Below are 25,680 nucleotides of genomic sequence, written 5' to 3'. Positions count from 1 at the left end.
CGGTGGTGACGCACGTGCTGTCGAGGGTATGGGGTGCGCACCCCGGGCAGTCCGGCAACAGTTGCCGGAAAACCGGGGGTGGCCGGGACAGGATCCGCCAGCGGCCCGCGCAGCCGGGGGCCTGTCCTACCGCGCCCGCAGCTCCCGCTTGAGGATCTTGCCGGTCGCGCCCTTGGGCAGCTCCTCGATCAGGGTGACGGTGCGCGGGTACTTGTAGGGAGCGACCTGGTCCTTGACGTAGGCGACCAGGTCGTCCTCGGTGGCCTGCGCGCCCGGGGCGAGCACGACATACGCCGCGACCTCCTCGCCCAGCTCGGGGTGCGGCACCCCGATGACGGCCGCCTCGGCGACCCCCGTGTGCTCGTAGAGCACCTCCTCGATCTCGCGCGGGTAGACGTTGAAGCCGCCGCGCAGGATCATGTCCTTCTTGCGGTCGACGATGAAGTAGTAGCCCTCCTCGTCGCGGCGCGCCAGGTCGCCGGAGTGGAACCAGCCGTCGGCGTCGATGGCCGTGGCGGTGGCCTCCGGCTGCTGCCAGTAGCCCTTCATGATGTTCTCGCCGCGGATGCAGATCTCGCCGATCGCCTCGGGGTCGGAGGGGTCGAGGTCGGTCCCGTCGTCGCCGGTCAGCTTCATCTCGCAGCCGCGGACCGGGGTGCCGATCGAGCCGGGCTTGCGCTTCCGGTCGGGGTGGTTGAAGGAGGCGACGGGACTGGTCTCGCTGAGGCCGTAGCCCTCCAGGATCGCGGCGTCGAAGACCTCCTCGAAGCGGCGCATCACCTCCAGCGGCAGGCTCGACCCGCCGGACACCGCGATGCGCAGGGCGGACAGGTCCGGCGTGGCCTGCGAGGCGGCCGCGGCGGCGAGCATCGCGCCGTACATGGTCGGGACGCCGGCGAAGACGGTCGCGCGGTCGCGCTCCATGACGGCCAGCACCTTGGCGGGGTCGAAGCGCGGGATGATCGTCAGGGCGGCGCCGGTGGCGACCGCGGTGTTGAGGGCCACCGTCATCCCGAACACGTGGAAGAGCGGCAGGCAGCCCATCACCACGTCCTCCGGGCCCAGGTGCAGGAGCGTCTCGTTGCTGGTGTCCAGGTTGGTCTGCAGGTTGTCGAAGGTCAGCTCGGCGCCCTTGGGCCGGCCGGTGGTCCCCGAGGTGTAGAGGATGACCGCGGTGTCGTCGCCCCCGCGCTCGACCACCTCGGTGACCGGGTCGGTGGCGTCCTCGCCGTGCACCCAGGAGCTCAGCCCCTCCGGGCCGACCGCCATCAGCTGCACGCCGGCCGCCTCCGTCGCGGCCTGCGCCTCCTCGCCCGGCATCGCGACGAGCAGCTTCGCGCCGGAGTCCTCCAGGTAGAACTGGATCTCGCGCCGCCGGAACAGCGGGTTCATCGGCACCACGATGGCGCCCAGGCGCAGCGCGGCGTAGAAGATGACCGGGAAGCTCGGCAGGTTGGGCAGCATGAGCGCGACCCGGTCGCCCTCGCCGATCCCCTGCGCGCGCAGCCACCCGGCGAGCTGCCGGGCCGAGTGCTCGAGCTCGGCGTAGGTGAGCCGGAAGTCGTCGAGGATGATCGCCGGTCGGTCGGGGTGCTGCTCGGCCGTCCGGACGAGGTTGTTGGCGAGGTTGGTCATCGTCGACCTTTCGGGAGGGGTATGCCGTCGGCTCCTCATCTTCGTCCTCCCCGCCGCCCTCGGCAAGGGTCGGGGGTGCGGGGGTGCCGGGGGTGCGGCACGACCGCCGCAGGGCCGGACGGTCGTGATGACCTGGTGTCGCCTGGCTCACTGCGGTCGCGGTGATCTGCTGTCGACAGGAAGCACCAGGTCACCACGACCGCTGTCGGGACTGTCCGGCGAGCTCGGATCACGTGGCGCTGTCAGCCGCCCAGGTGGTGCCGGCGGCCCTCACCCGCCAGGTGGTGCGGCGGCAGTCACCCGCGCCCCGGTGTGCACCTTCCGCCAGGCGTCGACGGCGCTCCACATGCTCACCAGGCACATCAGCCCGCCCGCCCACATGAGGGTGTTCCAGCCGTCGCGCGGGCCGTCGACCAGAGCAAGCACCACGATGAGGACCGCCAGGGCCACCATCGCGGTCTGGGCCCACGCCGCCCGCCGCAGCCGCGCGGGCCGGTCGCGCTCGAACCTGGCCGCGTACACAGCCGGGTCGCCGAACTCCTCGGCCAACGCCCGACCGGTCTCCGCAGCGTGGGTCCGCGCCTCGTGGACGATGTCGCGGACCCGCGCCTCGCCGAGGTCCATCCGCATCCGCAGCGTCCCGGCCAGGCGACGCTCCCACTCCTCGTCGTCCAGCGGGCGCGTCGTCCGCCGCCCCTCACGCTCGGGAAGGACGCGGTCGAGGAGGCTGGCGAGGAGGACATACCCGAGCACCAGGGCGGCCCAGGCGAAGCTGCTGGCGGTGGCGACCACCCGGTCCGCGCCCATGACCAGCCAGGTGGCCCCGGCGACGCCGCCCAGGACGACGGCCCCGGCGGCGGCGACCGCGACCCAGCGGGGCCGGCGCAGGAGCGCGCGCTCCCAGGTCGCCAGGGCGAGGGTGCACATCAGGCCGGACGCGAGGGGGAAGAGCATCCAGCCCCAGCTGTAGTCCGTCGTCCAGCCGTCCTTGACCAGCACCATGATCATCACCAGGAAGGTCAGCAGCGCGGCGACGACGCAGCCGACGACGAGCGCATCGCGCCAGGAGGTGTCCGGCGTCCCGTCGACGAGGACGCGCCCCTCCTCCGGCGCCTCGCGCAGCCGGGTCCGCGCCCACTCCCGCGGGTCGCCGTAGAGCGCAGCGGGTCCCTCGCCCGACTCGCGGACCAGCGTCAGCGCCTCCTCCAGCTCGCGGCGGGTCGCGGCGCCAGCGACCCCTTCGAGCACCATGAGGGCCACGACGTCCTGCGCCCACCTCTGGTCCTGTTCATCCCCGCGCGCGTCCCGGTATGCCGTGAGCACCCCGGTCAGCATCCCTTCCCTGCCCATCTCACTCCCCGCCCTTCGTCAGCTCGTCGGTCAGCCCGCGCCATGCGGCCAGGCCCTCGGTCAGGTGCGTCCGTCCACCGGCCGTCAGGGTGTAGTCCTTCCGCCCCGGCCCGCCGGCTCCCTCGACCCAGGCGGCGCGCACGTGACCGTCCGCCTCGAGCCGCCCGAGCATGGGGTAGAGCGAGCCGCCCCGCAGCAGGCCGAAGCCCCGCTCCTGAAGCGACTGCGCCAGGGCGTAGCCGTGCAGCGGGCCGGTGCGCAGGCTGCCCAGGATGGCCAGCTCGAGGGCGGCGCGCACCCAGGGTGCGGGCCAACCTGATGTGTCGGTCACGGATGTAAGTATGACCTGTATCTAGGTATGCAGGTCACGCACGGATCCCGGGAGGGACCCGGGAGGGACCCGGGAGGGACCCGGGATGAGCAGGGCGGGACCCGGGATGAGCAGGGCGGAGCCGGGGGCGCGCGTCAGTCCGCGGCGTGCTCCTCCAGCCACGTCCCCAGCGCCCGGGCGCTCGCGTCCACGAGGTCGGGCCAGTCCATCGCCCCCGCGTCGGCAGCGTCGGACACGTGCTTGACGAGGCGCACGGGGACACCGAGCGCGGCGCAGGCGAACGCCACGGCATACCCCTCCATGTCGACCAGGTCCGCGCGGGCGGCGAGCCGGTCGCGGACGCCGGGGTCGGTGACGAAGAGGTCGCCGGTGGCCAGCACGGTGCCGTCGCCGCCGGGGATCTCGAGCTGCTCACGGGGGTCGGCGCCGAGGCTGCGGACCACCTCGGCGTTGATGTCGTGGTTGAGGACGCGGCTGGGCAGGAAGAGACCGTCGCGGTCCGGGCGGAGCGCACCCGCGGTGCCGACGTTGAGCACCGTCAGCCCCTCCCGATCGGTGCCGAGCAGGGCACGGGTCGTCGCGACGGCAGCGGCGGTCTTGCCCAGGCCGGTCAGGACCACGGGCAGGTGCGGCGGGGCGTATGCAGCCTCCGGGCGCGGGGCGCACACGACCAGGTAGCGGCTCATGGACTCAAGAGCCTAGGGGTCGCCGCGCCGCAGAGCGCGCGCCCGGCCGGACCGTCGCGCGCCCGGCCGGTCAGAGCAGGTCGGCCAGCGGCACCGAGGTGTCGCCGAGCTTCTCCGGCGCCGGCTTGCCGACGAGCGCACGCAGGGTGTCGCCCACGTCCCAGTCGTTGACCTGCATCGCGGCCAGGATCGTGCCGTCCTTGACCCAGAAGGCGGTCATCCCCTCGGCCGGCTCGCCGCGGGTGACGACCTCGTCGTAGCCGTCCTTGCCGACGTGACCGACATACTCCATCCCCCAGTCGTACTGGTCGGTGAAGAAGTAGGGCTGGTTGCGGTAGGGCTCCTGCGAGCCGAGCATGGCGCCGGCCACGAACGTGCCCTGGTTGAGCGCGACGTCCCAGTGCTCGACGCGGATGCGCCCGAGGGTGGGGTGGTCGTGGTTGGCGACGTCGCCGGCGGCCCAGACGTGCGGGTCGCTGGTGCGCAGCGAGGCGTCGACGAGGATCCCGTTGTCGGTCTCGAGCCCGGCCTGCTCGGCCAGCTCGACGACCGGCAGCACGCCGATGCCGACGACGACCAGGTCAGGGTGCAGGTGCGAGCCGTCGGAGAGGGTGAGGTCGGTCCCGCCCTCGCCGTGCTCGATCGACTCGACGCCGGAACTGACCCGCAGGTCGACCCCGTGGTCACGGTGCAGCTGGGCGAAACGCTCCCCGAGCTCGGCCCCGAGCACCCTGGCCAGCGGGACGGCCTCCGGCTCGACGACGGTGACCTCCGCCCCGGCCTGGCGTGCGGCGGAGGCGACCTCCAGGCCGATCCAGCCGGCGCCGATGATCACCACCGAGGTGCCCTCGGCCAGCTTCGGCCTCAGGGCCAGCGAGTCGTCCCTGGTGCGCAGGTAGTTCACCGGCGCGCCGGAGTCGTCGGCCATCGCCAGGTGCCGCGGGCGCGAACCGGTGGCGAGCAGCAGCTCGTCGTAGCCGATCGTCCGGTCGCCGGCGGTCACGGTGCGGGCCTGCAGGTCGATCGCGCTGGCGGTGGTGCCCGTGAGCAGCTCGACGTCGTGCTCGTCGTACCACGCCTGGTCGTGCACGGTGGCCGAGTCCGGCTCCTCGTTGCCCAGCAGCACGCCCTTGGAGAACGGCGGGCGCTCGTAGGGCAGGTGCTCCTCGGCAGCCACCACGGTGATCGACCCGGTGTAGCCCTGCTCGCGCAGGCCCTCGACGGCCTTCGCCGCCGCCAGACCTCCTCCGACGACGACGATGCTCCCGGGCTGGCTGCTCTCCGACTGGTTCTGCTGGGTCATACGCTCCTCCTGGTGAGTGCGAGGAACTCGGCGCGGCTGCTGGGGTCCTCCCGCAGCCGGCCGAGCACCGTGGACGTGGTCGTGCGGGTGCCCGGGACGCGGGCGCCGCGCAGGGTCATGCAGGTGTGCTCCGCCTCCACCACGACGCCGACGCCGCGGGCGTGGAGCGTCTCCTGGAGGTGGTCGGCGATGTTCTTGGTCAGCCGCTCCTGGGTCTGCGGGCGGCGGGCGTGCAGGTCGACCATCCGGGCGAACTTCGACAACCCCAGGATCCGGTCTCCGGGCAGGTAGCCGATGTGCGCCACCCCGACGAAGGGCAGCATGTGGTGCTCGCACAGGCTGCGCACCGGGATGTCGCCGACCACCACCAGCTCGTCGTAGCCCTCCTCGTTGGGAAAGGTCGTCAGGTCGAACTCCTCGGGCTGGGTCAGCTCGAGCAGCGCCCGCGCCATCCGTCCCGGGGTGTCGGCCAGGTGCTCGCGGCTCAGGTCCATCCCCAGCGCGGTCAGCAGGTCGGCGGCGGCGCGCTCGGCGGCCGCGGAGTCCACGCTCGGCCGGTCGGGGACGATCCGCGGGCGGCGGTATGTCGTGCGCTCCGGCAGGAGCTGGACGGCCGGTTCGGACGCGACTGCGGTGCTCACGAGCGGACTCCCTCCTCGGGCCGAGGCGATCCCGGCCGGACCCTTGTGACGTTAGACCCGACCACGCTCTTGTGTCAACAGAATCCTGTTTTAGAATGGCCCCATGGATCTTGGATCGCACGCTGCCCGCATCGGTGCTCTGGCGGAGAGCACCCGGCGACGGCTCTACGAGTATGTCGTGTCCCAGCCCGGCGCGGTGGGCCGCGAGCAGGCCGCGCGCGAGCTCGACCTGGCACCCCATACCGTCAACTTCCACCTCGACAGGCTCGCCGAGGAAGGCCTGCTCGACGTGGAGTTCCGGCGGCTCACCGAGCGCACGGGGCCCGGCTCGGGCCGCCCGGCCAAGCTCTACCGGCGCACGGACCGGGAGGTCTCGGTGTCGCTGCCGCCGCGCCGCTACGACCTGGTCGGCGACGTGCTCGCCGCGGCCGTCACCCGGGCGATGTCCGGCGACCCGCTGGCGACCTCCGTCGTGGAGGCCGCGCACGAGGCGGGGCGGGCCGCGGGCAGCACCGCTCGACCCGAGGGCGGGGCTGCGGAGGCGACGCTGGAGGACCTCGCCCGGGCACTGACCGGCCTGGGCTACGAGCCGCGCGACGAGGACGGCGCGATGGTGCTGGCCAACTGTCCCTACCACGCGCTGGCGCAGGAGCACACCGAGCTCGTCTGCGGGCTCAACCAGCACTTCGTCCAGGGCGTGGCCGACGGGGTCGGCTGCGGCGGAGCCTGCGCCTGCCTGGAGCCGCAGGAGGGCCGCTGCTGCGTGGTGGTCCGGTCGGAGCGCCAGCGCTAGCGCGGCGGGTGCGACCCGTGCACGCGGTCGTGCAGCGACTCCATCTGCGCGTCCAGGTTGGCCGAGGCCGTCGCCGCCTCGCGCAGGTCGTGCACGATGTCGGCCGGCACGTCCTGGTCGTACTTGTAGTAGATCTTGTGCTCCAGCGCGGCCCAGAAGTCCATCGCCACCGTGCGCAGCTGCAGCTCGACCACGACGGGCACGATCCGGTCGGACAGGTGGACGGGCACCTCGAGCTGGGCGTGCAGGCTGCGGTAGCCGTTGTCCTTGGGGCGGGCGACGTAGTCCTTGACCTGCAGGACCGTCAGGTCCGGCTGCCGGGCGATCATTTCCCAGACCGCGTAGACGTCCTTGACGAAGCCGCAGGTCACCCGGACCCCGGCGATGTCGGTGACCTCCCGCCGGATCGCCTCCATCGACGGCTCGAAGCCCCGTCGCCGCACCTTCTCCACGATCGAGCGCACGCTCTTGAGCCGGGCGTCGACGTGCTCGATGGGGCTGCTGTCGTGCAGGTGGGTGAACTCGTCGTGCAGGATCGAGATCTTGGTGGTCAGCTCGTCGATCCCGAACTGGTACTCCATCAGCAGCCGGGTCACGTCGGCGTTGACCGACTCGAGGTCCTCGAGCCTGGCCCGGGCGTCATCGATCGGCAGCGGCGTCGTCACCCCCGACACGGTAGGCGTCGAGCCTGGGAGGTCCTCACCCGCGGCGGCGAGCCGCTGCGCGGGCGTCACGACCACGGCGGCGGCTGGGGCAACGGCTGCCCACCCTCCAGCGCCAGGCCGTCGTCCACGCCGCGGGCCAGCCAGAGCAGCAGCCGGGCGGGGCTGGCCGCGAGCGCCGGACCGCCGCCGCCGACCTCGATCTCCGCCATCCCCTCGGGCCGCAGCGTCATCCCGGGCGCGCCGGCCGCGTCCCACTGCCGGGCCCCGCGTCGTAGCGTCCGGGCGACCCAGCCGGGGTCGGCGTCCTCGAAGCCGTAGCCGCTGTCCAGGTCGACGTGGTGGAAGACCACCTCGAGCAGGCGCATCGAGACCAGCTGGGCGCCGGTCACCGGGGTGCCGGTGCGGCTGCGCACCTGCGCCTCGCCCGCCGGACCGGTCAGCACCTCCGACTCGCGCCGGAAGCGCTCGGCGCTGAGGCGCAGGTCGACGACGATCTCCTCCAGCGGCCGCAGCGCCCCGTCCTCGATCTGGGCGTCGCGCACCAGGGCCGAGGGGTATGCGGCGCGCTCCCGTCCGTCCGCCGCCCACCTGACCAGGTTGAGCAGGGCGTCGGCGTTGCGGGAGAGGTGGGTGAGCACGTGGGCCAGCGTCCACCCGGGGCACCGGCTCGGCCGGCGCACGTCGTCTGGTCCCAGCCCGGCCACCGTGTCCAGCAGGCGCGCGGTCTCGGCGTCGAGCTGGGCGAGGTTGTCGGCTGCGCGGTTGGTCATCTGTCGTCCTCCTGGTTCTCGTCCTGCTCGTCGTTGGCGTCCTTCGTGTCCTTCGCGAGCGGGTCCTGGTGCGCGCCCGGGTCGCCGGCACCGCCGTGCAGGAGCGCCACGTCGGAGACCACGTCGATGTGCTCGCTCATCGCCCGCGCCGCGGCGAGCGGGTCCCGGTCCCGGATGGCGGCGGCGATGACGCGGTGCTTGTCCAGGGAGTTCTGCGGGCGGCCGGGCGTGGAGAGCGACTCGATCCGGGTCTCCAGGATGAGCTCGCCGATCTCCTTCATCAGCCGGGCCAGGACCCTCGAGTGGCCCGCCCGGGTGACCGCCTCGTGGAAGGCCTGGTCACCCTCGAGGGCCCGCTCGCCGGCGCGCACCTGCCGTTCCATGAGGTCGAGCGCGGCGTCGATGGCGGCGAGGTCCTCGTCGGTGCGGCGCCGCGCCGCGAGCGCGGCGAGCTTGGCCTCCAGGGCCGAGCGCGCGTCGATGATGTCGGGCATCGAGTCCTGGTGCTCGCGCACGGCGCAGAGCAGGACGTCCGCCTCGTCGGCGCCGCGCAGGATCGTCGCCCCCTCCCCGTGCCGGACGTGGACCATGCCGACGACCTCCAGCGCCACGAGCGCCTGCGCCAGCGAGGCACGGCTGACGCCGAGTGCCTGGGCGAGCTCGCGCTCGGCGGGGAGCTTGTCCCCCGGGCCCAGCCCGTGGGTGCGCACGTGGTCCAGCAGCTCCTGGACGATCTGCTCGTAGAGGCGCGGGCGGGGCAGGCGCGGCGGGACCGGGACGCCCGGTGCGGCGGGGCGCACCGGGGTGGCATCCTGGCCCGGCGCCGGCCCCCCGGCACCGACGGTCTGGGGACTCATGGGCGGAGTCTATTGACAAGTGGCTCGGTTGCCTATTGGCTAGGCCACTGAACCGACCCCCTCCGAGGAGTGACCCATGCCACAGGGTGCGCGGTCCGGACCGCTGTCCGACCTCGTCGTGCTCGACCTCACCCGCGCGCTCGCCGGCCCGCACGCCGGGATGATGCTCGCCGACCTCGGCGCCCGCGTGATCAAGGTCGAGTCGCCGGGCTCCGGGGACGAGACCCGCTCGTGGGGTCCGCCGTTCGTGCCGGGCAGCGACGGCGAGGACGTGGCCACCTACTTCCTGTCGTGCAACCGCAACAAGGAGTCCGTGGCCCTCGACCTGAAGTCCGACGAGGGCCGCGAGGTCCTCACCGCCCTCGTGCGACGCTGCGACGTGCTCCTGGAGAACTTCCGGCCCGGCGTGCTCGACCGCCTCGGCTTCACCGCCGAGCACCTCCTCGGGCTCAACCCCCGCCTCGTGCTGCTCTCGATCTCCGGCTTCGGCCACGACGGGCCCGAGGGCGGACGGCCGGGCTACGACCAGATCGCGCAGGGCGAGGCCGGCCTGATGTCCCTCACCGGCTCCGGCCCCGAGGACCCCCAGCGGGTCGGGGTGCCGATCGGGGACCTGCTCGCCGGCATGTACGGCGCCTACGGCGTCCTGGCCGCGCTGCACGAGCGCGAGCGCACCGGGGCGGGCCAGCACGTGCGCACCTCGCTGCTGGCCTCCTTCGTCGGCGTGCACGCCTTCCAGGGGACCCGGTGGACGGTCGCCCACGAGGTGCCCCGCGCCCAGGGCAACCACCACCCGTCCATCGCGCCCTACGGGCTGTTCCGCTGCCGCGACGGCGCCGTGCAGATCGCCTGCGGCAACGAGAGCCTGTGGCAGCGCCTGTGCGCGGAGTTCGGGCTGGACCCGGCGGCGGAGGGACTGGCCAGCAACCCCGAGCGGGTCGCCCACCGCGAGCAGCTCGTCAGCCTCCTCGAGGAGACCTTCGCCGACGTCGACCGCGACGCGCTGCTCGCCCGCCTCGACGGGGCCGGCGTCCCCTCGGGCCGCGTCCGCGACCTGCAGGAGGTCTACGAGTGGGACCAGACCCGCTCCCAGGGCCTGGTCGTCGACGTCGAGCACCCGACCCTCGGGCCGGTCGAGCTGCCGGGCCCGCCGCTGCGCTTCTTCACCGCCGACGGCACCGAGACCACCCCCACGGACCACCAGAGCCCGCCCCTGCTGGACCAGCACGGTGCCGCGGTGCGGGCCTGGCTGGAGGAACGCGGATGACGCGGCGCCCGGCCCGCAAGGTCCTCGACACCGTCCTGGACACGGGGTCGTTCCTCTCCTGGGACGAGCCCCCGGTGCAGCCCGACCTCGGGCCGGACTACGCCGCCCAGCTGGCGCGCGCGCAGGAGCGCAGCGGCGTCGACGAGGCGGTCATCACCGGCGAGGGCCGGCTCGGCGGCCAGCGGGTCGCCGTCGTGGCCGGCGAGTTCGGTTTCCTGGCGGGATCGATCGGCGCCGCGGCCAGCGAGCGGCTGACCGTGGCCATCGAGCGGGCCACCGCCGAGGGCCTGCCGCTGCTGGGCTCGCCCTCCTCGGGCGGCACCCGGATGCAGGAGGGCACCCCCGCGTTCCTGCACATGGTCAAGATCGGCCAGGCGGTGATGGCCCACCGGCAGGCCGGGCTGCCCTACCTGGTCTACCTGCGCGACCCGACCACCGGCGGCGTGCTGGCCTCGTGGGGGTCGCTGGGCCACCTCACCGTGGCCGAGCCCGGCGCGATGATCGGCTTCCTCGGCCCCCGGGTGCGCGAGGTGATCCACGGCGAGCCCTTCCCCGAGGGGGTCCAGCTCGCCGAGAACCTCGTCCGCCGCGGCGTGATCGACGGCGTCGTGCCCCTGGAGGGGCTGCGTGCGGTCGCGATCGGCGCCCTGCGCGTGCTCACCACGCCCCAGGAGCCCGAGCTGCTCGCCGCGGTCTCCTCCCCCGAGCCCGCGACGGTCGAGACCGACCGGGCGGCCTGGGCCTCGGTCGAGGCGACCCGGCGCCCGGACCGGCCCGGGCTGCGCGAGCTGCTCGCCGGGTCGGCCGAGACCTTCGTCGCCCTGCGCGGCACCGGCTCCGGCGAGTCCGACCTCACCGTCATCCTCGGCCTGGCCCGCTTCCCCGGGTTCTCCTGCATCCTCGTCGGCCAGGACCGGCGGGCCCAGCAGCACGCCTACCTGGGTCCCGCGGCGCTGCGCGTCGCCCAGCGCGGCTTCCAGCTGGCCGAGGAGCTCGGCCTGCCCGTGGTCACCGTCATCGACACCCCCGGCGCCGAGCTGTCCACCGAGGCCGAGCAGTCGGGGATGGCCGGAGAGATCGCCCGCTGCCTCGGCGCGCTGGCCACCCTGCAGGTGCCGGTCGTCTCGGTCGTCCTGGGCGAGGGCACCGGGGGCGGGGCGCTGGCCCTCATGCCCGCGGACCGCACGGTGTGCGCCGAGAACGGCTGGATCGCCCCGCTGCCCCCGGAGGGTGCCAGCGCCATCGTCCACCGCACCGGCGAGCTCGCCCCGCAGATGGCGAAGGCCCACCGGATCCGCGCCGTCGACCTGCTCGCGATGGGCGCCGTCGACGAGATCGTCCCCGAGCTGCCGGACGCCGCCGAGGAGCCCCAGGCCTTCTGCGACCGCGTCGTGGTCGCCACCGCCCGGCAGCTGCGCGAGCTGATCGCCCAGCCGACCGCCGACCGACTCCGCTCCCGGCACCAGCGCTACCGACGCATGCGCTGAGCCGGAGCGGCCGGGGTCGCTGCACACCGCATACCCCTGCGCACCACCCCCGTCCCCGGACCCGCCGAGGACACCACCCCCACAGGAGAACCGTCATGAAGTCCATCCGATCCCGACTCCTGACCGTCGTGGCACTGACCACCTCGGTCGGTCTGACCGCCTGCGCGGCACCCGGCTCCGGCACCAAGGCCGGGGGTGAGGACGACGGCGACACGACGGTCGCGGCCGCGGCCGAGTGCTCCGACGTCGAGCTGCGCCTCTCCCACCAGTGGCCCGAGCCGACCGGCGACGAGGGCGGCGACTTCCGCGCGCTCATCGCCAAGAAGTTCGCGGACGAGGTCAGCACCGCCACCGACGGCCAGGTCAGCGTCACGGTCTACCCCAACAGCACCCTGGCCAAGGCGACCGAGCAGTACGACGCCATGATGAGCGGCTCGATCGACGCCTCCGTCTTCCCGCTGGACTACGCCTCGGGCAAGGTCCCGGAGTGGAGCATCACGCTCATGCCCGCCCTCGTCCGCGACCACGACGAGGCCAAGGCCTGGGACGAGGGCGAGATCGGTGCCGCCGTCCGGGACAACATGGAGAAGAACGGCCTGGTCGCGCTGACCAACGTGTGGAACGCCGGCGCCATCGGCGTCAAGGGTGACCCGATCCTGCGGCCCGACGACATCTCCGGCGGGGAGACCATGCGCGCGGCCGGCACCTACGTCGAGCACATGCTCGAGGCTGCCGGCGCCGGCATCACCTCGCTGCCGAGCTCGGAGATCTACACCGCGATGCAGACCGGCGTGCTCGACGCGGCCGTCACCTCGACCGGCTCGTTCGCGTCCTACAACCTGCAGGAGCAGGTCAAGTCCTACACCTCCCCGACGACCCACACCTTCTGGTTCATGTACGAGCCGCTGGTGATGACGACCTCCTCCTTCGGCAAGCTGTGCACCGAGCAGCAGGACGCGGTGCTGAAGGTCGGCGAGGACCTGCAGGACTACGCCTACACCGCCTCGCGCGAGGACGACAGCCGCGTCGAGAAGATCTTCCAGGACGCCGGGGTCGAGGTCGTCACGATGAGCGACGAGGACTTCGACGCCTGGCTGCCGCTGGCGCAGGAGCAGTGGGACTCCTTCGCGGAGTCCGTCGACGGCGGTCAGGAGCTGCTGGACCTGGCCAAGAAGGTCCGCGAGGGCTGATGTCCGCGGCCACCCACCACGGCACCGCGCCGCCCTACCGACCACCGGCGATCGTCCGCTGGGTCGGCGTGCTCTCGGAGGCCTCGGGATGGCTGGCGGCGATCGCGCTCGTCCTCGCCACGCTCATCACCAGCCACGGGGTCTTCGTCCGCTACTTCCTGCGGCAGCCGACCGTCTGGCAGACCGAGTCGACGATCTACCTGCTCATGCTGGTGACCTTCGTCGGCGCCGCCTACGGGCTGCGGCACCACGCCCACGTCGGGGTCGACCTGCTCATCGACATGGTCCCCAGGCGTCCGCAGCTCGTGGTCCGCATCATCACGGCGCTGATGTGCCTGGCGGTCGTGCTCGTGGTGATGTGGACCTCCTACCTGGACTGGCACGAGGCCTACCTCTTCAACTACCACTCCTCCACGGCGTTCCGCTTCCCGCTGTGGATCGCCTTCGCGATCCTGCCGCTGGGCATGCTGCTCGTCGCGCTGCAGTACGTCGCGATGATCGTGGAGGGGATCATGGGGCTGGCCGGAAAGGTCCCGCTGGACAAGGTGTCGCTGATGACCTCGACCAGCGAGCTCGGTCAGGTGAGGTCGGAGATCGAGCTGACCGAGGAGCTGCACCCCCAGGACACGGCGCGGGACGACGGAGGTGAGCCCCGGTGAGCTCGCTCACCCAGGGAGGCATCATCGGCCTGATCGCCCTGGTCCTGTTCATGACGGGTATGCCGATCGCGTTCGCCCTGGCCATCACCGCCCTGGCCTCGATCGTCTTCTTCCTCGGCCCGGACCAGTTCTCGCTGTTCGGCAAGATGACCTTCGACTCGCTCAACGACTTCGGCCTGCTGGCCATCCCGTTGTTCGTGCTGATGGGCAACATGTTCGGCGGGTCGCACGCCAGCCGGCAGCTGTTCGAGGCCGGCGAGGCCTGGCTGTCGCGGATCCGCGGCGGTCTGGCGATGAGCTCGGTGGCCGCCTCCACGCTCTTCGCCGCGCTCACCGGGTCCAGCGCCGCCACCGCCGCGGCGATCGGGCGGGTCGCGGTGCCGGAGATGGAGAAGCGGGGCTACTCGGCACGCATCGCCACCGGCGCGATCGCCGCGGGCGGCACGCTGGGGATCCTCATCCCGCCCAGCGTCACGCTCATCCTCTACGGCATCGCCGCGGAGCAGTCGATCGGCCAGCTCTTCGCCGGCGGAATCGTGCCCGGCATCATCCTCGCGCTGATGTTCTGCGTGTGGATCTTCATCGCCCAGACCATGGAGAACCGGGCGTCGGACCGGCGCGCAGCGCGGGACGGCACCGGCGGCGCGGCGACGCTCTCCGGTCCGCGGGCGCAGCGGCGCTACACCTGGGCGGAGCGGTTCACCAGCCTGACCAAGGTGCTGCCGTTCGCCGCGCTCATCGCCGTGGTGCTCGTCGTGCTCTACCGGGGCATCGCCACCCCGAGCGAGGCGGCCGCGATCGGCGTGCTGCTGGTGTGGATCCTGGTCGCTCTCATCTACCGCGGCCTCAGCGGCCGTGCGCTGATGGAGGTGCTCAAGGAGTCCACCAACCAGAGCACGATGATCCTGATGATCACCGCGTTCTCGGCCGTCATCGCCACGGTCCTGAGCTACCTGCGGGTGCCGCAGGACCTGGCCGCGCTGGTCAGCGACGCGGAGCTGAACCGCTGGGTGGTCCTGCTGCTGATCAACATCGTGCTGCTGGTGATGGGTTGCTTCCTGCCTCCCGTCTCGATCATCGTGATGACGACCCCGATCCTGCTGCCGATGATCCTGGCGCTCGGTTTCGACCCGATCTGGTTCGGCGTGGTCATGACGATCAACATGGAGATGGGGCTGATCACACCACCGGTGGGCCTCAACCTCTACGTGCTCAAGGGCATCGCCCCGCACATCCCGCTCAAGGAGATCCTCCTCGGCTCGATGCCCTACATCGGGGTGATGACCCTGGCCCTGGTGCTGTTCTCGGTCTTCCCCCAGATCGTGCTGTTCGTGCCGAACTGGCTCTACTAGCGCGGCCTGCCCGCAGCACGCCGTGAGGAGGCCCCGCAGACCACCGGTCTGCGGGGCCGCGACGGTCCAGGACCTCAGGAGCGCAGGTCCGCCAGCGTGTCCGCCTCCCCCGGTGCCTTGTCGTCCCGGTAGCGCAGCACCCGGGCGAACCGCAGCGCCATACCCCCGGGGTAGCGCCGCGAGGTCTGCACCCCGTCGTAGGCGATCTCCACGACCTGCTCGGGCCGGACGTGGACGACGTGCTGCTCGCGCCGCGTCTCCAGGGCGAGGAAGCGCTCGGTCTGCCAGGCCAGGACCGCGTCGGTCATCCCCTTGAACGTCTTGCCGACCATGACCAGCTCGCCGGAGCCGGGGTCGCGCGCGCCGAGGTGGATGTTGGACAGCCACCCCTGCCGGCGGCCGCTGCCCCACTCGACGGCGAGCACGACGAGGTCTGCCGTGCGGCGGGGCTTGACCTTGACCCAGCCGGCGCCGCGCCGGCCGGCCGCGTAGGGGGCGCGCGGATCCTTGACGACCACGCCCTCGTGCCCGGCAGCGAGGACGTCCTCGAAGAAGGCCTGGGCCGCCGCGGGGTCGGCGCTCCGCAGCCGCTCGACGGTCAGGTCGGGGGCGAGCCGGTCCAGCGCCGCCCAGCGCTCCTCGGCGGGCCGGTCCAGCAGGTCCTGGCCGTCCAGGTGCAGCAGGTCGAAGAGGTAGGTCGCCACCGGGGTGGTCCGCGCCAGCGTCTGCGGGTCGGCCGAGCTGGCGGTCCGGGCGCCGGTGACCTGGAAGGGCTCGGGCCGCCGGTCCGGCCGCAGCGCGATCACCTCGCCGTCGAGGACCGCGGCCCGGGCCGGGAGCGCAAGGACGGCGTCGACGACCTCGGGCAGCCGGTCGGTGATCTCCTCCAGGCTGCGGGTGAAGAGCCGCACCGGCGGGTCGGCCGCCCGGTCCAGGTGCGCCTGGAGCCGGATGCCGTCGAGCTTGGCGTCGACCGCGACCTCGGCCCCGCCCCCGACCGCGGCGACCGCGGCAGCGACGTCCGGCTCGGACCCGGCGAGCATCGGGCGCAGCGGCCGCCCGACCTCCAGCCCGAGCCGGTCCAGGGCGTCCGCGCCCTCGAGCAGCGCGGCCGCGGCGACCGGCCCGGGGAAGCCGGCCAGCATCACCGCCCGGCGCACGAGGGTCTCGGGCACCCCGGCGGCACGGGCGATCGCCGGCAGCAGGACGCCCTCTGAGGCGCCCTGGCGCAGCTCGCCGGTGAGCAGACCGACCAGCCAGCGCTGCTCCTGAGCCGTGGCTGCCCCGAAGAGCTCGCCCACCATCCGGCCCCGGACCGCCAGCGAGCCGCTCCCGGAGAGCCGTCCGAGCGCGGACAGGGCGTCGTCGACGTCGAGCACCTCCAGGCAGGGCCGGTCCGCCGGCGCGGGCAGGTCGCGCAGTCCCCGCCAGCCCACGCCGACCGTGCGCTGCGGCAGCGTCCCGGCGAGGTAGTCGGCGACGACGGCCGCGTGCCGCGCGGGCTGCTCCGCGACCCGGGCTGCCTCGCCCAGCGTCGCGGCCAGCAGCTCGACCTTGGCGGTCCGCGAGCGGGTGGCCGCCACCCGGGCGGAGGTCTCGATGACCCGGGCGAGCGGCATACCTCCTCGGTGCTCGCTCAGCGCTGCTGCTCCAGCAGCTCCAGCAGCGGGACCGACGGCGCCACGCCGGGCACCCCGGCCTCGTCGAGGAACGGTCCGAGCACCGTGCCGTCGGGCAGCGTGATGGTGTCGCCCGGGCTGCTGGCGGTCCCGGCGCTGCGCACGTCGCCGTGCCGGTAGACCACGTCGCCGGGGCGCAGACCGGGCACCAGCTCGGAGACGGTGACCAGGGTGTAGCCCTGCGCCGTCAGGTCGCTGATGATGAGGGGGACGGCGTCGACCGAGTTGGGGTGGATGTCGTGCTGGAGGACGATCGAGCCGGGACGCACGGCCGACATCACCCTGCTGCGGACCGTGGCGGCGGACGGGGAGTTGTCCCAGTCCCGGGGGTCCACGTCCCAGATGACCAGCGGGAAGCCGAGCTGGCGGGTGAGGGAGTTGAAGGACCCGTACGGCGGGCGGAGCAGCGTCGTGTCAGGCACCCCGTGCTGGTTGAGCTCGTTGTCGGTGACGTCGACCTCCCACTGCTGCTGGGCCCTGGTCAGGAGCGTCAGCTGGGTGTGGTCCCAGGTGTGGTTGGCCACCTCGTGGCCCTCGAGGTAGGCGCGGCGTGAGTAGGCCCCGTAGGCGTCGACCATCTGACCGACCTGGAAGAACGTCGCCGGCACGCGGTAGTCCGCCAGCGTGTCGAGCAGGGTGCCGGTGTAGCGGCCGGGGCCGTCGTCGAAGGTCAGCGCGACGCACCTGGTCACGTCGCAGTCCACCGTCGGGCGCGCGTCCAGGGAGGCTCCCCGCATCGAGGAGGTGCACAGGGCGTCCTCGCCGCCGAGCGCGACGACCCGGGTGGGGTGGCGCTCCTTGAGGAAGGCGGCGGTCGCCGCGCGCACCGGCTCGCACGGACCGGGCGTCAGCAGCACGGGGCCGTCGGCGATCATGCCGGAGGCCACGGCGTCGGCGAAGTTCTGGCCGTCACCGCGGGCCAGGTACACCCGCGAGGTGCGGCTGGGGTAGGCGTGCTTCGCGATCGCGATCGCGGTCCGGTAGCGGTCCCGGCCCGCGAGACGACCCGTCGTCCGGCCGTCGGCCGCCTCGGCCAGCACGGCGTCGCTCACGGCGGCCGGGCCGCCGAGCGCGACCACCCGGGTGGCGCCCATCGCCTGCACGGCCGCCGCGGTCGCGGCCGGCACGGAGGCGCCGTCGCGGGAGGTCAGCAGGATCGGCCCGTCGCTGAGCATGCCGCCGCCGAGGGCGTCCGGCGAGACCTCGCCGCGGGTGAGGTAGACCCGGGCCGAGCCGGAGGGGAACTGCCGCTGGGCGATCAGCGCCGCGGTCTCGTAGCGGTTGGCCCCGCCGATCCGGTCGGTGGAGCGCCCGCCGGACGCGGTCGCCAGCGTCGCGTCGCAGACGGCCGCAGGGCCGCCCAGCGCGACGACCCGCTGAGGGTCGATGCGGTCGATCTCGTGGAGGACGGTGGTCGGCACGGCGCGGCAGTGCGAGCGCACGAGCAGGACCGGTCCGTCGGAAAGGGTGCCCGCGGTGAGCGCGTCGCTGAACTCGGCCCCGTCGGCGAGGTAGACGACCGAGGCCTGCGCCGGGTCGGCGTAGCGGTCGCGGGAGATCGCGACGGCCGAGGCGTAGCGGTCGGCACCCGCCAGCCTGATGATCGGCGCGCCCGTGCGGCCCGAAGGGACGATGTCCGTCGCGTCGGCGGTGCCGTCGGTGGTCGCACCGTGGGTGGCGCTCACCACCGTGTCCGGCTGCTCCTCGGCCGCGCCGGCGGGGCCGAGGAAGCTGGTGGCCACGAGCGCCAGGAGCGCGCCCCACACCCCCGCCCGCGTCAGATGCGTCCCGCTCTTCCCGCCTGCCCCACCGATACCCATGGGCAGACGCTACCCCCTGCCCCACGGGAGCGCCAGTGACTCAGATCACACGTCGGCCGACACGGACCCCGCAACAATCTTGACCAAGTCCTGACCGAACGCATACCCCGTCTTGACCGAACCCGGGCTAACGTCGTTCCTGACCGACGACGTCACCGACCGGCCGCGGGGATCACTCACCCCAGGACCCTCCGGCCCCGACTCGTCGGGAGCGCGCACGTCGTCGCCGGCGGACCCCCTGCACCCGCCGGCAACCTCGGAGGGGAGGACGTGCCCGCGCCGAAGGGCGCGCCGGCTGTCACGGGCCCGGCGCGCCCTTCCACGTCCGGCAGGGGGTTGTCCCCCCTGCCGTCCGGTGGAGCGCACCCTCGCGGCCGGCACCGGCACGTCACTACGGTTGGGGGCATGACCGTGCGCAGCGCGCCCCTCGGGGGACCCGGCGACCTCACCTCGCCCCCGCCGCTCCCCGGGGCCGGCCCTGCGGGGGCCGGCTCGCCCTGGCCCGCGCCCGCCCCCGGCCCCGCCCGACCGGTCCAGGTCGCGCTGCGCCGCTGGCGGGAGGGCTGGTGGGCGGCGACCGGCCTGGTCCTGGGGCTGTTCACCGCCCTCCTCGCCGTCGTCGTCGTCGTCCTGGGCGTCGCCGGTCTCTTCTCCCTGCCTGCCGTCGGCACCGGGATCCTCCTGCTCGTCCCCGCGTTGTGGGGCGGCTGGCTCCTGAGCCGGCTGCAGCACGGCATGCTCCTGGTCTTCGCAGGCGTCGAGGTCGGCCCGCCGCTGCCCAGCCGGGCGCCCACCTGGCGCCGCGCGCTCGGCCTGGACGAGCCGCGGCTGCGCTCCTTCGGGTGGGCGGCCCTGCACGGCCTGTGGGGGCTGCTCGCCGGCTCCGTCGTGCTCTTCCTCCTCGTCCAGGGCCTCACCCTGCTGGCGCTCCCGCTCGTCGGGCTGGGGGCACCGGACGAGGGCAGCCGCGTGCTCGGTCTCGTCGTCGTCTCCGGACCGACCGGGTATGCGCTCGGCTCCGTCGTCGGCCTCCTCACCCTCCTCGTGGTCCCGTGGGTGGGTCGCGGGATGACCAGCGTCGACATCGCCCTGGCGCGCTGGCTGCTGGGCGACGACCCGCAGCGCCAGCTGCGGGAGATGAGCCGCCGGGTCGCCACCCTGACCACCTCGCGCGAGGAGACCATCGACTCGGTCGAGTCCGAGCGCCGCCGGATCGAGCGCGACCTGCACGACGGGCCGCAGCAGCGGCTCGTGGCCATCGCGATGAACCTGGGTCTGGCCCGTTCCACGATGGACAGCGACCCGGAGGGTGCCCGCGTCCTGATCGATGAGGCCCACGCCTCGAGCAAGGAGGCGATCGTGGAGATGCGGCAGGTGGCGCGCGGGATCGTGCCGCCCATCCTCACCGACCGGGGGCTGGACGCGGCCGTGTCCGCGCTCGCGGCGCGCAGCCCCATACCCGTCACCGTGGAGGCGCACCTGGCCCGCCGGCCGGACCCGACCGTGGAGGCCATCGCCTACTTCTGCGTCTCCGAGAGCCTGACCAACGCGGCCAAGCACTCCGGGGCCCGGCACGTCGGCGTCCGGCTCGACGTCGTCCCCGCCCCGAGGGCGACCGGCTGACCGTCGCCGTCACCGACGACGGGCGGGGGGGCGCCACGGTCGGCCACGGTTCCGGCCTGGTCGGCCTGCGCCAGCGGGTGACGTCGGTGGACGGCGACCTGCACGTCCGCTCGCCCGCCGGCCAGGGCACCACCGTCACCATCAGCCTGCCCATGCGACCCCGGAGGACACGATGACCACCATCCCCAGCACCGACCGGGCCGCCGAGGGGTCCGCCGACCGCCTGCGCGTCATCCTCGCCGAGGACTCCGTGCTGCTGCGCGACGGTCTCGTCCGCCTGCTCCAGGCCGCCGGGCTCGAGGTCGTCGACGCCTGCCCGGACGCGCAGACCTTCCTGGTGTCGGTCCGCGAGCACCGCCCGGACATCGTCGTCGTCGACGTGCGGATGCCGCCGACCTTCACCTCCGAGGGGCTCCAGGCCGCGCTCGTCGTCCGGCAGGAGCTGCCCGACGTGGCGGTCGTCGTGCTCAGCCAGTACGTCGAGGAGACCTACGCCACCGAGCTGCTGGCCGGTCGGCCCCGCGGCGTCGGCTACCTGCTCAAGGACCGGGTCGCCGACACCAGCGAGTTCATCGAGGCCATCCGCACGGTCGCGGCCGGGGGCACCGCGCTGGACCCGGAGGTCGTCTCCCAGCTCATGTCCCGCGCCCGGCACACCGACCCGCTGTCCCGGCTCACGCCGCGCGAGCAGGACGTGATGCGCCTGATGGCCCAGGGCCGCACCAACAGCGCGATCTCCCGCGAGCTGTTCATCGGCGAGGGCGCCGTGGAGAAGAACGTCTCCTCGATCTTCACCAAGCTCGACCTCGCCCCCACCGGCGACGACCACCGTCGGGTGCTCGCCGTCCTGCAGTGGCTCGAGCACGGGGCCGAGGGATGACCCCGGCGACCACCACCGTGCCCCAGGACCGGGTGGCACCGCCGCCGGGTCCCACGAGCGCCCCCCGCTACGACCCCCGGCACCGAGGCCTGCGAATCGGCGGTGCCGCCCTCGTCGGTCTGCTCGGGATCGGCCTCGCCGTCAGCACCGTCCCGGAGATGGTGCGCGACGCCGAGGTCCAGTCCTTCGACCTGCCCGCAGGCACCCAGGAGCTGAGGATCGTGGGTGACGTGGGCGACGTGGACCTGCGCGGAGTGCCGGAGGGAGGACGGACGGGGATCAGCGCGGACAAGCACTGGTCCTTCCGCGAGCCGGCTGCGCGGGTGGAGAGCACCGGCGGGATCACGACGGTGACGATGGACTGCCCGGAGTTCGCCGTGGGACAGTGCTACGCAGACTGGGACGTGGCGGTGCCCTCGCACGTCACGGTGGTCGTACGCACCTCCGTCGGCGACGTCGACGCCGACGGCCTGACCGGCGACCTGGCCGTGCACAGCTCGGTGGGCGACATCGCGGTCACCGGGTCGCCCGCGGTCCTGGAGGTGAGCACCTCGGTCGGGGACGTCAGCGCGACCCTGGGCGCCCCGGCCGACCGGGTCACCCTGCGGACCAGCGTCGGCGACGTCGCGCTGACCCTGCCCGGCGGCGTGGCCTACGACCTCAAGGCCCAGGGCCTGGACCCGGCCGACGTGCGCGTGGAGACCTCACCGACCTCCGAGCACCACGTCAGCGTGGAGAGCGACCTCGGCTCGGTCCTCGTCACCGGGGACTGAGGAGGGGCGGGGCGCGCAGACGGCGAGGAGCCCTGCACCGGTGACGGTGCAGGGCTCCTCGTGTCTCTCACCGGTGGGCGTCACCGCGAGGTCGGGGACCTCACGGGTAGACGACCGACTCCAGCTCCTCCTGGACGGCCAGGGACACCGCGCTGTACCCGCCGGCGATGGTCAGCGCCTGCACCCGCAGGTCGATCATCGTCGCCAGGGTCGCCGCCGGGATCCTCGTCGGACGCGTCAGCAGCACCGGGCTGGTGTTCTGCGCGGCCACCGGGGCGGCCGCCAGGGCGTCGGCGAAGCCGGAGCCCGACGCCATCACGGCGTGGGCGACGGGGGTGGTGAAGAACTCGGCAGCCACGTTGGCGGAGGTCTCGTACCGGTCGTCACCGCCGATCCGGACCACGTCGGTGGCGTAGGCGCGAGCCTGCCGCAGCACCGCATCGCTCACCGCGGTCCTCCCGCCCAGGACCACGATGCGGTCCGGGTCGAGACGGGCGAGCTCGGCGGCCACCACGGCCGGGATCGAACCCGGACGCGTGAGCAGCACCGGGGAGTCCTCGACGCCTGCCGCCGCGGAGGCGGACAGGGCGTCGGGGAAGGCCCGGCCGCTGGCCAGGAAGGCCACGCTGACACCCACCGGGTACTCGCCGGAGACCGCGGCCGAGGTGGCGTAGCGGTCGCTACCGGCGAGGCGCTCGACCGTGCCGGCGTAGTCCGCCAGCCTGGCCTCGACGCCCGCGCTGATGGCGGTCGGACCGCCGAGGACGACGATCCGTTCCGGGGCCAGCGTCTGCAGGGCCATCCGGGTGGCCGCCGGCAGCGAACCGCTGCGGGTCAGCAGGACCGGGGAGCCCTCCGTGCCGGCCAGGGCGCTGCCGGACAGCGCGTCCGGGAAGGCCTGTCCGCTGCCGATGTAGACCGTCTCCACGCCCGCGTCGAAGTTCTCGACGGCGAGCTCGGCGGCGGTGGCGTAACGGTCCGGGCCCATGGCGCGGTCCACCGTGGGGCTGTCGACCAGACCGGTGCCGGCCCAGGCGATGCCGAAGGCGGGGCTGGTCCAGGTCTCGGTCACGGCGTCGCGGTCGTCGTTCCAGGCCTGGGCCCGGGTGATGGTGATCTCGATGACGTAGTCACCGTCCGGCACCCGCACGCGGGCCCCGTTGTCGTCGACGACCTTGCCGTCCCACGTCCTGACGGTCAGACCGGGGGTCCGCTCCAGGTAGTCCACCTCGCTGACCAGGCCGAGCGAAGCGCCCTTGCCACCGTCCGCGCGGGCCTTGAAGACCTCCCAGTCCATCGCGCGGGACTGCTGCTCGAGGTGCATCAGGACGGTGGGCACGTCGCCCTCGTCCATGGTGTACGTCGTGCCCGCTCCGGCGAGGTTCCAGTCGCCCTCGGGGTCGACGCAGTCGACGCCGAGGAACATGGTGCAGGACGCCAGCTTGCCCAGGACGGGCAGCTCGACGGGGCCGGTCTCGCCCTGCACGGCGCCGGTGAGCACCTCGACCTGCTGGAGGTCGAAGGAGGCACCGCCGACGGGCACGGAGTAGACGCTGCTGTCGGTCCCGGTGGCCAGCACGTAGCCGCCGTAGAGGAAGCCGATGTCCTCCTCCGCGTCGTAGGGACCCACGACGGTGACGTCGACGGTGGCGCTGCCGCCCGCGGGGACGCTCACCTGGTCCGCCGAGAAGCTCACGTCGGCGTCGGCGTAGTAGTAGTCCCAGTCGCTGGCCGTGCCGGCGGTGCCGAGCGCGGGCTCGAAGGACATCGTGTAGACCTCGGTCAGGTCCGTGGTGTTGGTCAGCGTCAGCGTCGTGGTGACCGCATCAGAGGTCTGACCGAGCTGCAGGAAGGACGGCTCGAGCTCCACGTCGGCCAGGATCGCCTTGTCGACGTGGATCATGCCGGCACCCTGCAGGTGCACGACCTCCAGGCCTGCGGCGGGAGCGATGTTGAGGGGCAGCTGCTCCGCGGAGTTCTGCATCTTCGTCTTCACCTCCGGCACGCTCAGGCCCGGGTCGGCCTCGAGCATGAGGGCCGCGGCCCCCGCGACGTGCGGGGAGGCCATCGAGGTGCCCGACAGCGTGGCGTGGGCGCCCTTCTCCAGGGGGTAGGTCGAGTAGATCTGACCGCCCGGCGCCGCGACGTCCGGCTTGTACATGAGGTCCGCCGCGGTGCCGAAGGAGCTGAACGAGCTCATCAGGCCGCCGGTCGGGCTCGGGGTCGAGGTCTGCTCGGCGGACCAGGTGATCGTGGTGCTGCCCTCGGCGAGGGCGTCGGCGACGAGGGCCTCACCGTCGGCCGCGGTGATCATGATGACCGGGACGGTGACCGGCGGGTCACCCTCGACGGTCGGGTTGATCAGCCCGGGCACGTTGTTGTAGATGATGACGCCGGCGGCACCGGCGAGCTGGCCGTTGCGGGCCTTCTCGTAGAAGGAGCAGGTGCCGCGCTGGATGAGCACCCAGTTGCCGTCGATCACGGCCTTCTGGGCGTCGGTGAAGGGGTCCGTGCCGCAGGCGAGCGCCTCGGGAGTGCCCGGCTCGGCGACGGCCACGACGGGCGCGGTGCCCTCGGTCGGAGGGGCCGGCGAGCCGGTGGCCGGGACGTAGGGGACGGGGTCGCCGTTCTCGTCGGAGAAGAAGCTGGCCATGAACTCGATGTTGTCGACCGAGCCGACGCCGATGGTGTCGCGGCCGACGCCGGGGGCGCCGGCGGAGTAGACGCCGTCATCGCCGGAGTTGCCGATCGAGGCGGCGACGACGACACCCTCGCGGGCGAGGGCGTCGGAGGCCTGGGCGGTCGGGTACTGCGCCCAGTTGCTGAAGGCCGAGCCGATCGACATGTTGACCACGTCCATGCCGTCGCGCAGCGCCAGCTCCATGGCGTGCAGCATGACGTCGCCCTCGGTGGAGCCCTCGCAGCCGAAGACGCGGTAGGCGCCGAAGGTGACGCCCGGTGCCACACCGGTCACCTCGCCGTCCGCGCCGACGATCCCGGCGACGTGGGTGCCGTGTCCCTGGCAGTCGTCGGGGTTGGGGTCGGGCATCGGGTTGGGCTGGTAGGCGGGGTCCGAGGGGTCTGAGTTGTAGGTGTCGCCGACCAGGTCGTAGCCGTAGGCCACGCGCTCGGAGGGGAAGGCCGTGCTGCCCGGCGTGCCGTTGCCCCCCAGGTCGGGGTGGTCGATGTCGATGCCGGTGTCGATGATGCCGACCTTGATGCCGGTGCCGTCGTAGCCGAGCTCGCTCTGGACGACGTCGGCGCCGGTCATCGTGATCGCGGAGAACAGCTCCGGGTCGATGGTCTGGGTCTGCACGTCGGTGGGCGCCTCGATGATCTCCATCGGGAAGATCGCCTCGACCACGCCGGAGGAGGCCAGCTCGAGCAGCTCGTCCTCCTCGACGTCCACGGACACGCCGTTCCACAGCGTGCCGAACTCCTGGCGGACCTCCACGTCCACCCCGGCGTCGGCGACGTCGGCCTGGAACTGCGAGCGCTCGGCCCTGATGGCCGACAGCGAGCCGCCGTTGCTGGTCGGCTCGCTCGCGAACTGCACGAAGAAGCTGTTGGGGGCCGTCTGCACCCCCGTCACCACGTTGTCCTGGATCTTGAGCTCTGGCGCCGTGGCGCCGTCCGCGAACTTGCTGATGTCGTCAGCGCTGGCGGCGATCGGGGCGAGGAACGCCCCGGTCATGGCCAGTGTGGCGACACCCGCGAGAGCGCGACGGGCGTGACCGCCCCTGTCTGCTGATTTCACGCGACTATCTCCCTTGACATGCCGTCCGTGCACGCCGGCGTGGCGCACACCCTCGTCACCCTAGGAAAAAACGGACCCCCTGCGGGCCCCCCAAGGTCACGATCGGGTAACGATGGAGGCCCGACGCCCCCCTTCCCACCCGAAGGGGTGAGGGGCTTCAAT

Annotated in this window: 22 protein-coding genes; 10 read left to right on the top strand and 12 right to left on the bottom strand. The window is 73.1% G+C overall.

The genetic code is table 11. The features are described 5' to 3' along the window. Nucleotides 1-126: 126 nt before the first annotated feature. The 6 genes from DV701_RS12630 to folE all read right to left on the bottom strand — a co-directional run bounded on the left by DV701_RS12630 (nucleotide 127) and on the right by folE (nucleotide 5,946). Nucleotides 127-1,635: a long-chain-fatty-acid--CoA ligase gene (locus DV701_RS12630; protein ID WP_114928729.1), complete on the bottom strand. Its 1,509-nt coding sequence runs from the start codon at nucleotides 1,633-1,635 to the stop codon at nucleotides 127-129. A gap of 270 nt (nucleotides 1,636-1,905) precedes the next feature. Continuing rightward, on the bottom strand, nucleotides 1,906-2,985 hold the full coding sequence (locus DV701_RS18290; protein ID WP_162803009.1) for a hypothetical protein: 1,080 nt from the start codon (nucleotides 2,983-2,985) through the stop codon (nucleotides 1,906-1,908). 1 nt (nucleotide 2,986) lies between these two features. Next, complete coding sequence (locus tag DV701_RS12620; RefSeq protein ID WP_114928728.1) at nucleotides 2,987-3,316, bottom strand: PadR family transcriptional regulator; 330 nt, start codon at nucleotides 3,314-3,316, stop codon at nucleotides 2,987-2,989. A 134-nt stretch (nucleotides 3,317-3,450) separates the two neighbouring features. Further along, on the bottom strand, nucleotides 3,451-4,002 hold the full coding sequence (locus tag DV701_RS12615; RefSeq protein ID WP_114928727.1) for a nucleosidase: 552 nt from the start codon (nucleotides 4,000-4,002) through the stop codon (nucleotides 3,451-3,453). Nucleotides 4,003-4,072: 70 nt separating this feature from the next. Continuing rightward, nucleotides 4,073-5,305 (bottom strand): NAD(P)/FAD-dependent oxidoreductase, encoded by a 1,233-nt coding sequence (locus DV701_RS12610; protein WP_114928726.1) that lies wholly within the window; start codon nucleotides 5,303-5,305, stop codon nucleotides 4,073-4,075. After that, nucleotides 5,302-5,946, bottom strand: coding sequence for a GTP cyclohydrolase I FolE (folE, locus tag DV701_RS12605; RefSeq protein WP_267874117.1), 645 nt, complete (start codon nucleotides 5,944-5,946; stop codon nucleotides 5,302-5,304). The genes DV701_RS12610 and folE overlap by 4 nt, the downstream gene beginning before the upstream one ends. A 103-nt stretch (nucleotides 5,947-6,049) precedes the next feature. Here folE and DV701_RS12600 point away from each other — a divergent pair, with 103 nt between their 5' ends. Then, a complete protein-coding gene (locus DV701_RS12600) occupies nucleotides 6,050-6,739 on the top strand; it encodes a helix-turn-helix transcriptional regulator (RefSeq protein WP_114928724.1) in 690 nt (229 codons plus the stop codon). On the opposite strand, the gene DV701_RS12595 is transcribed toward DV701_RS12600, so the two are convergent. From DV701_RS12595 to DV701_RS12585, 3 genes are all read right to left on the bottom strand, one after another. Continuing rightward, a complete protein-coding gene (locus DV701_RS12595; RefSeq protein WP_228255016.1) occupies nucleotides 6,736-7,404 on the bottom strand; it encodes a GTP pyrophosphokinase in 669 nt (222 codons plus the stop codon). The two genes, DV701_RS12600 and DV701_RS12595, sit on opposite strands and share 4 nt — an antisense overlap. Before the next feature lie 65 nt (nucleotides 7,405-7,469). Next, complete coding sequence (locus DV701_RS12590; RefSeq protein ID WP_114928722.1) at nucleotides 7,470-8,174, bottom strand: maleylpyruvate isomerase family mycothiol-dependent enzyme; 705 nt, start codon at nucleotides 8,172-8,174, stop codon at nucleotides 7,470-7,472. Further along, entirely contained in the window at nucleotides 8,171-9,031 is an 861-nt protein-coding gene (locus DV701_RS12585) for a FadR/GntR family transcriptional regulator (RefSeq protein WP_114928720.1), read from the bottom strand. The genes DV701_RS12590 and DV701_RS12585 overlap by 4 nt, the downstream gene beginning before the upstream one ends. 76 nt (nucleotides 9,032-9,107) lie before the next feature. On the opposite strand from DV701_RS12585, the gene DV701_RS12580 reads away from it, so the two are divergent. The 5 genes from DV701_RS12580 (at nucleotide 9,108) to DV701_RS12560 (ending at nucleotide 14,986) form a co-directional block, all read left to right on the top strand. Beyond that, nucleotides 9,108-10,298 (top strand): CaiB/BaiF CoA transferase family protein, encoded by a 1,191-nt coding sequence (locus tag DV701_RS12580; RefSeq protein WP_114928718.1) that lies wholly within the window; start codon nucleotides 9,108-9,110, stop codon nucleotides 10,296-10,298. Then, nucleotides 10,295-11,785, top strand: coding sequence for a carboxyl transferase domain-containing protein (locus DV701_RS12575; RefSeq protein WP_114928716.1), 1,491 nt, complete (start codon nucleotides 10,295-10,297; stop codon nucleotides 11,783-11,785). The genes DV701_RS12580 and DV701_RS12575 overlap by 4 nt, the downstream gene beginning before the upstream one ends. Nucleotides 11,786-11,880: 95 nt before the next feature. Further along, the gene (gene dctP / locus DV701_RS12570; protein WP_114928714.1) at nucleotides 11,881-12,975 is read left to right on the top strand and encodes a TRAP transporter substrate-binding protein DctP; all 1,095 of its coding nucleotides are present in this window, start codon (nucleotides 11,881-11,883) and stop codon (nucleotides 12,973-12,975) included. Then, nucleotides 12,975-13,634, top strand: a complete 660-nt coding sequence (locus DV701_RS12565) for a TRAP transporter small permease subunit (RefSeq protein ID WP_114928712.1) — start codon at nucleotides 12,975-12,977, stop codon at nucleotides 13,632-13,634. Before dctP ends, DV701_RS12565 begins: the two co-directional genes overlap by 1 nt. Next, complete coding sequence (locus DV701_RS12560; RefSeq protein WP_114928710.1) at nucleotides 13,631-14,986, top strand: TRAP transporter large permease; 1,356 nt, start codon at nucleotides 13,631-13,633, stop codon at nucleotides 14,984-14,986. Before DV701_RS12565 ends, DV701_RS12560 begins: the two co-directional genes overlap by 4 nt. A 74-nt stretch (nucleotides 14,987-15,060) precedes the next feature. On the opposite strand, the gene DV701_RS12555 is transcribed toward DV701_RS12560, so the two are convergent. Continuing rightward, nucleotides 15,061-16,605 (bottom strand): ATP-dependent DNA ligase, encoded by a 1,545-nt coding sequence (locus tag DV701_RS12555; RefSeq protein WP_114928708.1) that lies wholly within the window; start codon nucleotides 16,603-16,605, stop codon nucleotides 15,061-15,063. A gap of 17 nt (nucleotides 16,606-16,622) precedes the next feature. Further along, nucleotides 16,623-18,485 carry a cell wall-binding repeat-containing protein gene (locus tag DV701_RS12550; protein ID WP_114928706.1) on the bottom strand — a complete coding sequence of 621 codons (1,863 nt, stop codon included), beginning with the start codon at nucleotides 18,483-18,485 and terminating at the stop codon, nucleotides 16,623-16,625. 405 nt (nucleotides 18,486-18,890) lie between these two features. Between DV701_RS12550 and DV701_RS12545 the strand changes: the two genes are divergently transcribed. From DV701_RS12545 to DV701_RS12535, 4 genes are read left to right on the top strand one after another with little or no spacing between them, the layout of a single operon-like run. Further along, nucleotides 18,891-20,108, top strand: a complete 1,218-nt coding sequence (locus tag DV701_RS12545; RefSeq protein ID WP_114928704.1) for a sensor histidine kinase — start codon at nucleotides 18,891-18,893, stop codon at nucleotides 20,106-20,108. Then, nucleotides 20,009-20,284 carry an ATP-binding protein gene (locus tag DV701_RS19385; protein WP_407669371.1) on the top strand — a complete coding sequence of 92 codons (276 nt, stop codon included), beginning with the start codon at nucleotides 20,009-20,011 and terminating at the stop codon, nucleotides 20,282-20,284. Before DV701_RS12545 ends, DV701_RS19385 begins: the two co-directional genes overlap by 100 nt. Continuing rightward, nucleotides 20,281-20,988 (top strand): response regulator transcription factor, encoded by a 708-nt coding sequence (locus DV701_RS12540; protein ID WP_228255015.1) that lies wholly within the window; start codon nucleotides 20,281-20,283, stop codon nucleotides 20,986-20,988. Before DV701_RS19385 ends, DV701_RS12540 begins: the two co-directional genes overlap by 4 nt. Continuing rightward, nucleotides 20,985-21,761, top strand: coding sequence for a DUF4097 family beta strand repeat-containing protein (locus DV701_RS12535; RefSeq protein WP_114928702.1), 777 nt, complete (start codon nucleotides 20,985-20,987; stop codon nucleotides 21,759-21,761). The genes DV701_RS12540 and DV701_RS12535 overlap by 4 nt, the downstream gene beginning before the upstream one ends. Nucleotides 21,762-21,861: 100 nt before the next feature. On the opposite strand, the gene DV701_RS19250 is transcribed toward DV701_RS12535, so the two are convergent. Then, the gene (locus DV701_RS19250; RefSeq protein ID WP_114928700.1) at nucleotides 21,862-25,455 is read right to left on the bottom strand and encodes a cell wall-binding repeat-containing protein; all 3,594 of its coding nucleotides are present in this window, start codon (nucleotides 25,453-25,455) and stop codon (nucleotides 21,862-21,864) included. Nucleotides 25,456-25,680: the final 225 nt, after the last annotated feature.

Source organism: Ornithinimicrobium avium, from assembly GCF_003351765.1.
Lineage (GTDB): Bacteria > Actinomycetota > Actinomycetes > Actinomycetales > Dermatophilaceae > Ornithinicoccus > Ornithinicoccus avius.
The sequence above is the reverse complement of the archived record's forward strand: the minus strand, read 5'-3'. Positions and strand labels throughout refer to the sequence as shown.

Coding starts and splice junctions, on each gene's coding strand:
- DV701_RS12630 (WP_114928729.1), bottom strand. CDS start 1,635: ATGACCAACCTCGCCAACAACCTCGTCCGGACGGCCGAGCAGCACCCC.
- DV701_RS18290 (WP_162803009.1), bottom strand. CDS start 2,985: ATGGGCAGGGAAGGGATGCTGACCGGGGTGCTCACGGCATACCGGGAC.
- DV701_RS12615 (WP_114928727.1), bottom strand. CDS start 4,002: ATGAGCCGCTACCTGGTCGTGTGCGCCCCGCGCCCGGAGGCTGCATAC.
- DV701_RS12610 (WP_114928726.1), bottom strand. CDS start 5,305: ATGACCCAGCAGAACCAGTCGGAGAGCAGCCAGCCCGGGAGCATCGTC.
- DV701_RS12600 (WP_114928724.1), top strand. CDS start 6,050: ATGGATCTTGGATCGCACGCTGCCCGCATCGGTGCTCTGGCGGAGAGC.
- DV701_RS12590 (WP_114928722.1), bottom strand. CDS start 8,174: ATGACCAACCGCGCAGCCGACAACCTCGCCCAGCTCGACGCCGAGACC.
- DV701_RS12585 (WP_114928720.1), bottom strand. CDS start 9,031: ATGAGTCCCCAGACCGTCGGTGCCGGGGGGCCGGCGCCGGGCCAGGAT.
- DV701_RS12580 (WP_114928718.1), top strand. CDS start 9,108: ATGCCACAGGGTGCGCGGTCCGGACCGCTGTCCGACCTCGTCGTGCTC.
- DV701_RS12575 (WP_114928716.1), top strand. CDS start 10,295: ATGACGCGGCGCCCGGCCCGCAAGGTCCTCGACACCGTCCTGGACACG.
- dctP (WP_114928714.1), top strand. CDS start 11,881: ATGAAGTCCATCCGATCCCGACTCCTGACCGTCGTGGCACTGACCACC.
- DV701_RS12565 (WP_114928712.1), top strand. CDS start 12,975: ATGTCCGCGGCCACCCACCACGGCACCGCGCCGCCCTACCGACCACCG.
- DV701_RS12555 (WP_114928708.1), bottom strand. CDS start 16,605: ATGCCGCTCGCCCGGGTCATCGAGACCTCCGCCCGGGTGGCGGCCACC.
- DV701_RS12550 (WP_114928706.1), bottom strand. CDS start 18,485: ATGGGTATCGGTGGGGCAGGCGGGAAGAGCGGGACGCATCTGACGCGG.
- DV701_RS12545 (WP_114928704.1), top strand. CDS start 18,891: ATGACCGTGCGCAGCGCGCCCCTCGGGGGACCCGGCGACCTCACCTCG.
- DV701_RS12540 (WP_228255015.1), top strand. CDS start 20,281: ATGACCACCATCCCCAGCACCGACCGGGCCGCCGAGGGGTCCGCCGAC.
- DV701_RS12535 (WP_114928702.1), top strand. CDS start 20,985: ATGACCCCGGCGACCACCACCGTGCCCCAGGACCGGGTGGCACCGCCG.
- DV701_RS19250 (WP_114928700.1), bottom strand. CDS start 25,455: ATGACCGGGGCGTTCCTCGCCCCGATCGCCGCCAGCGCTGACGACATC.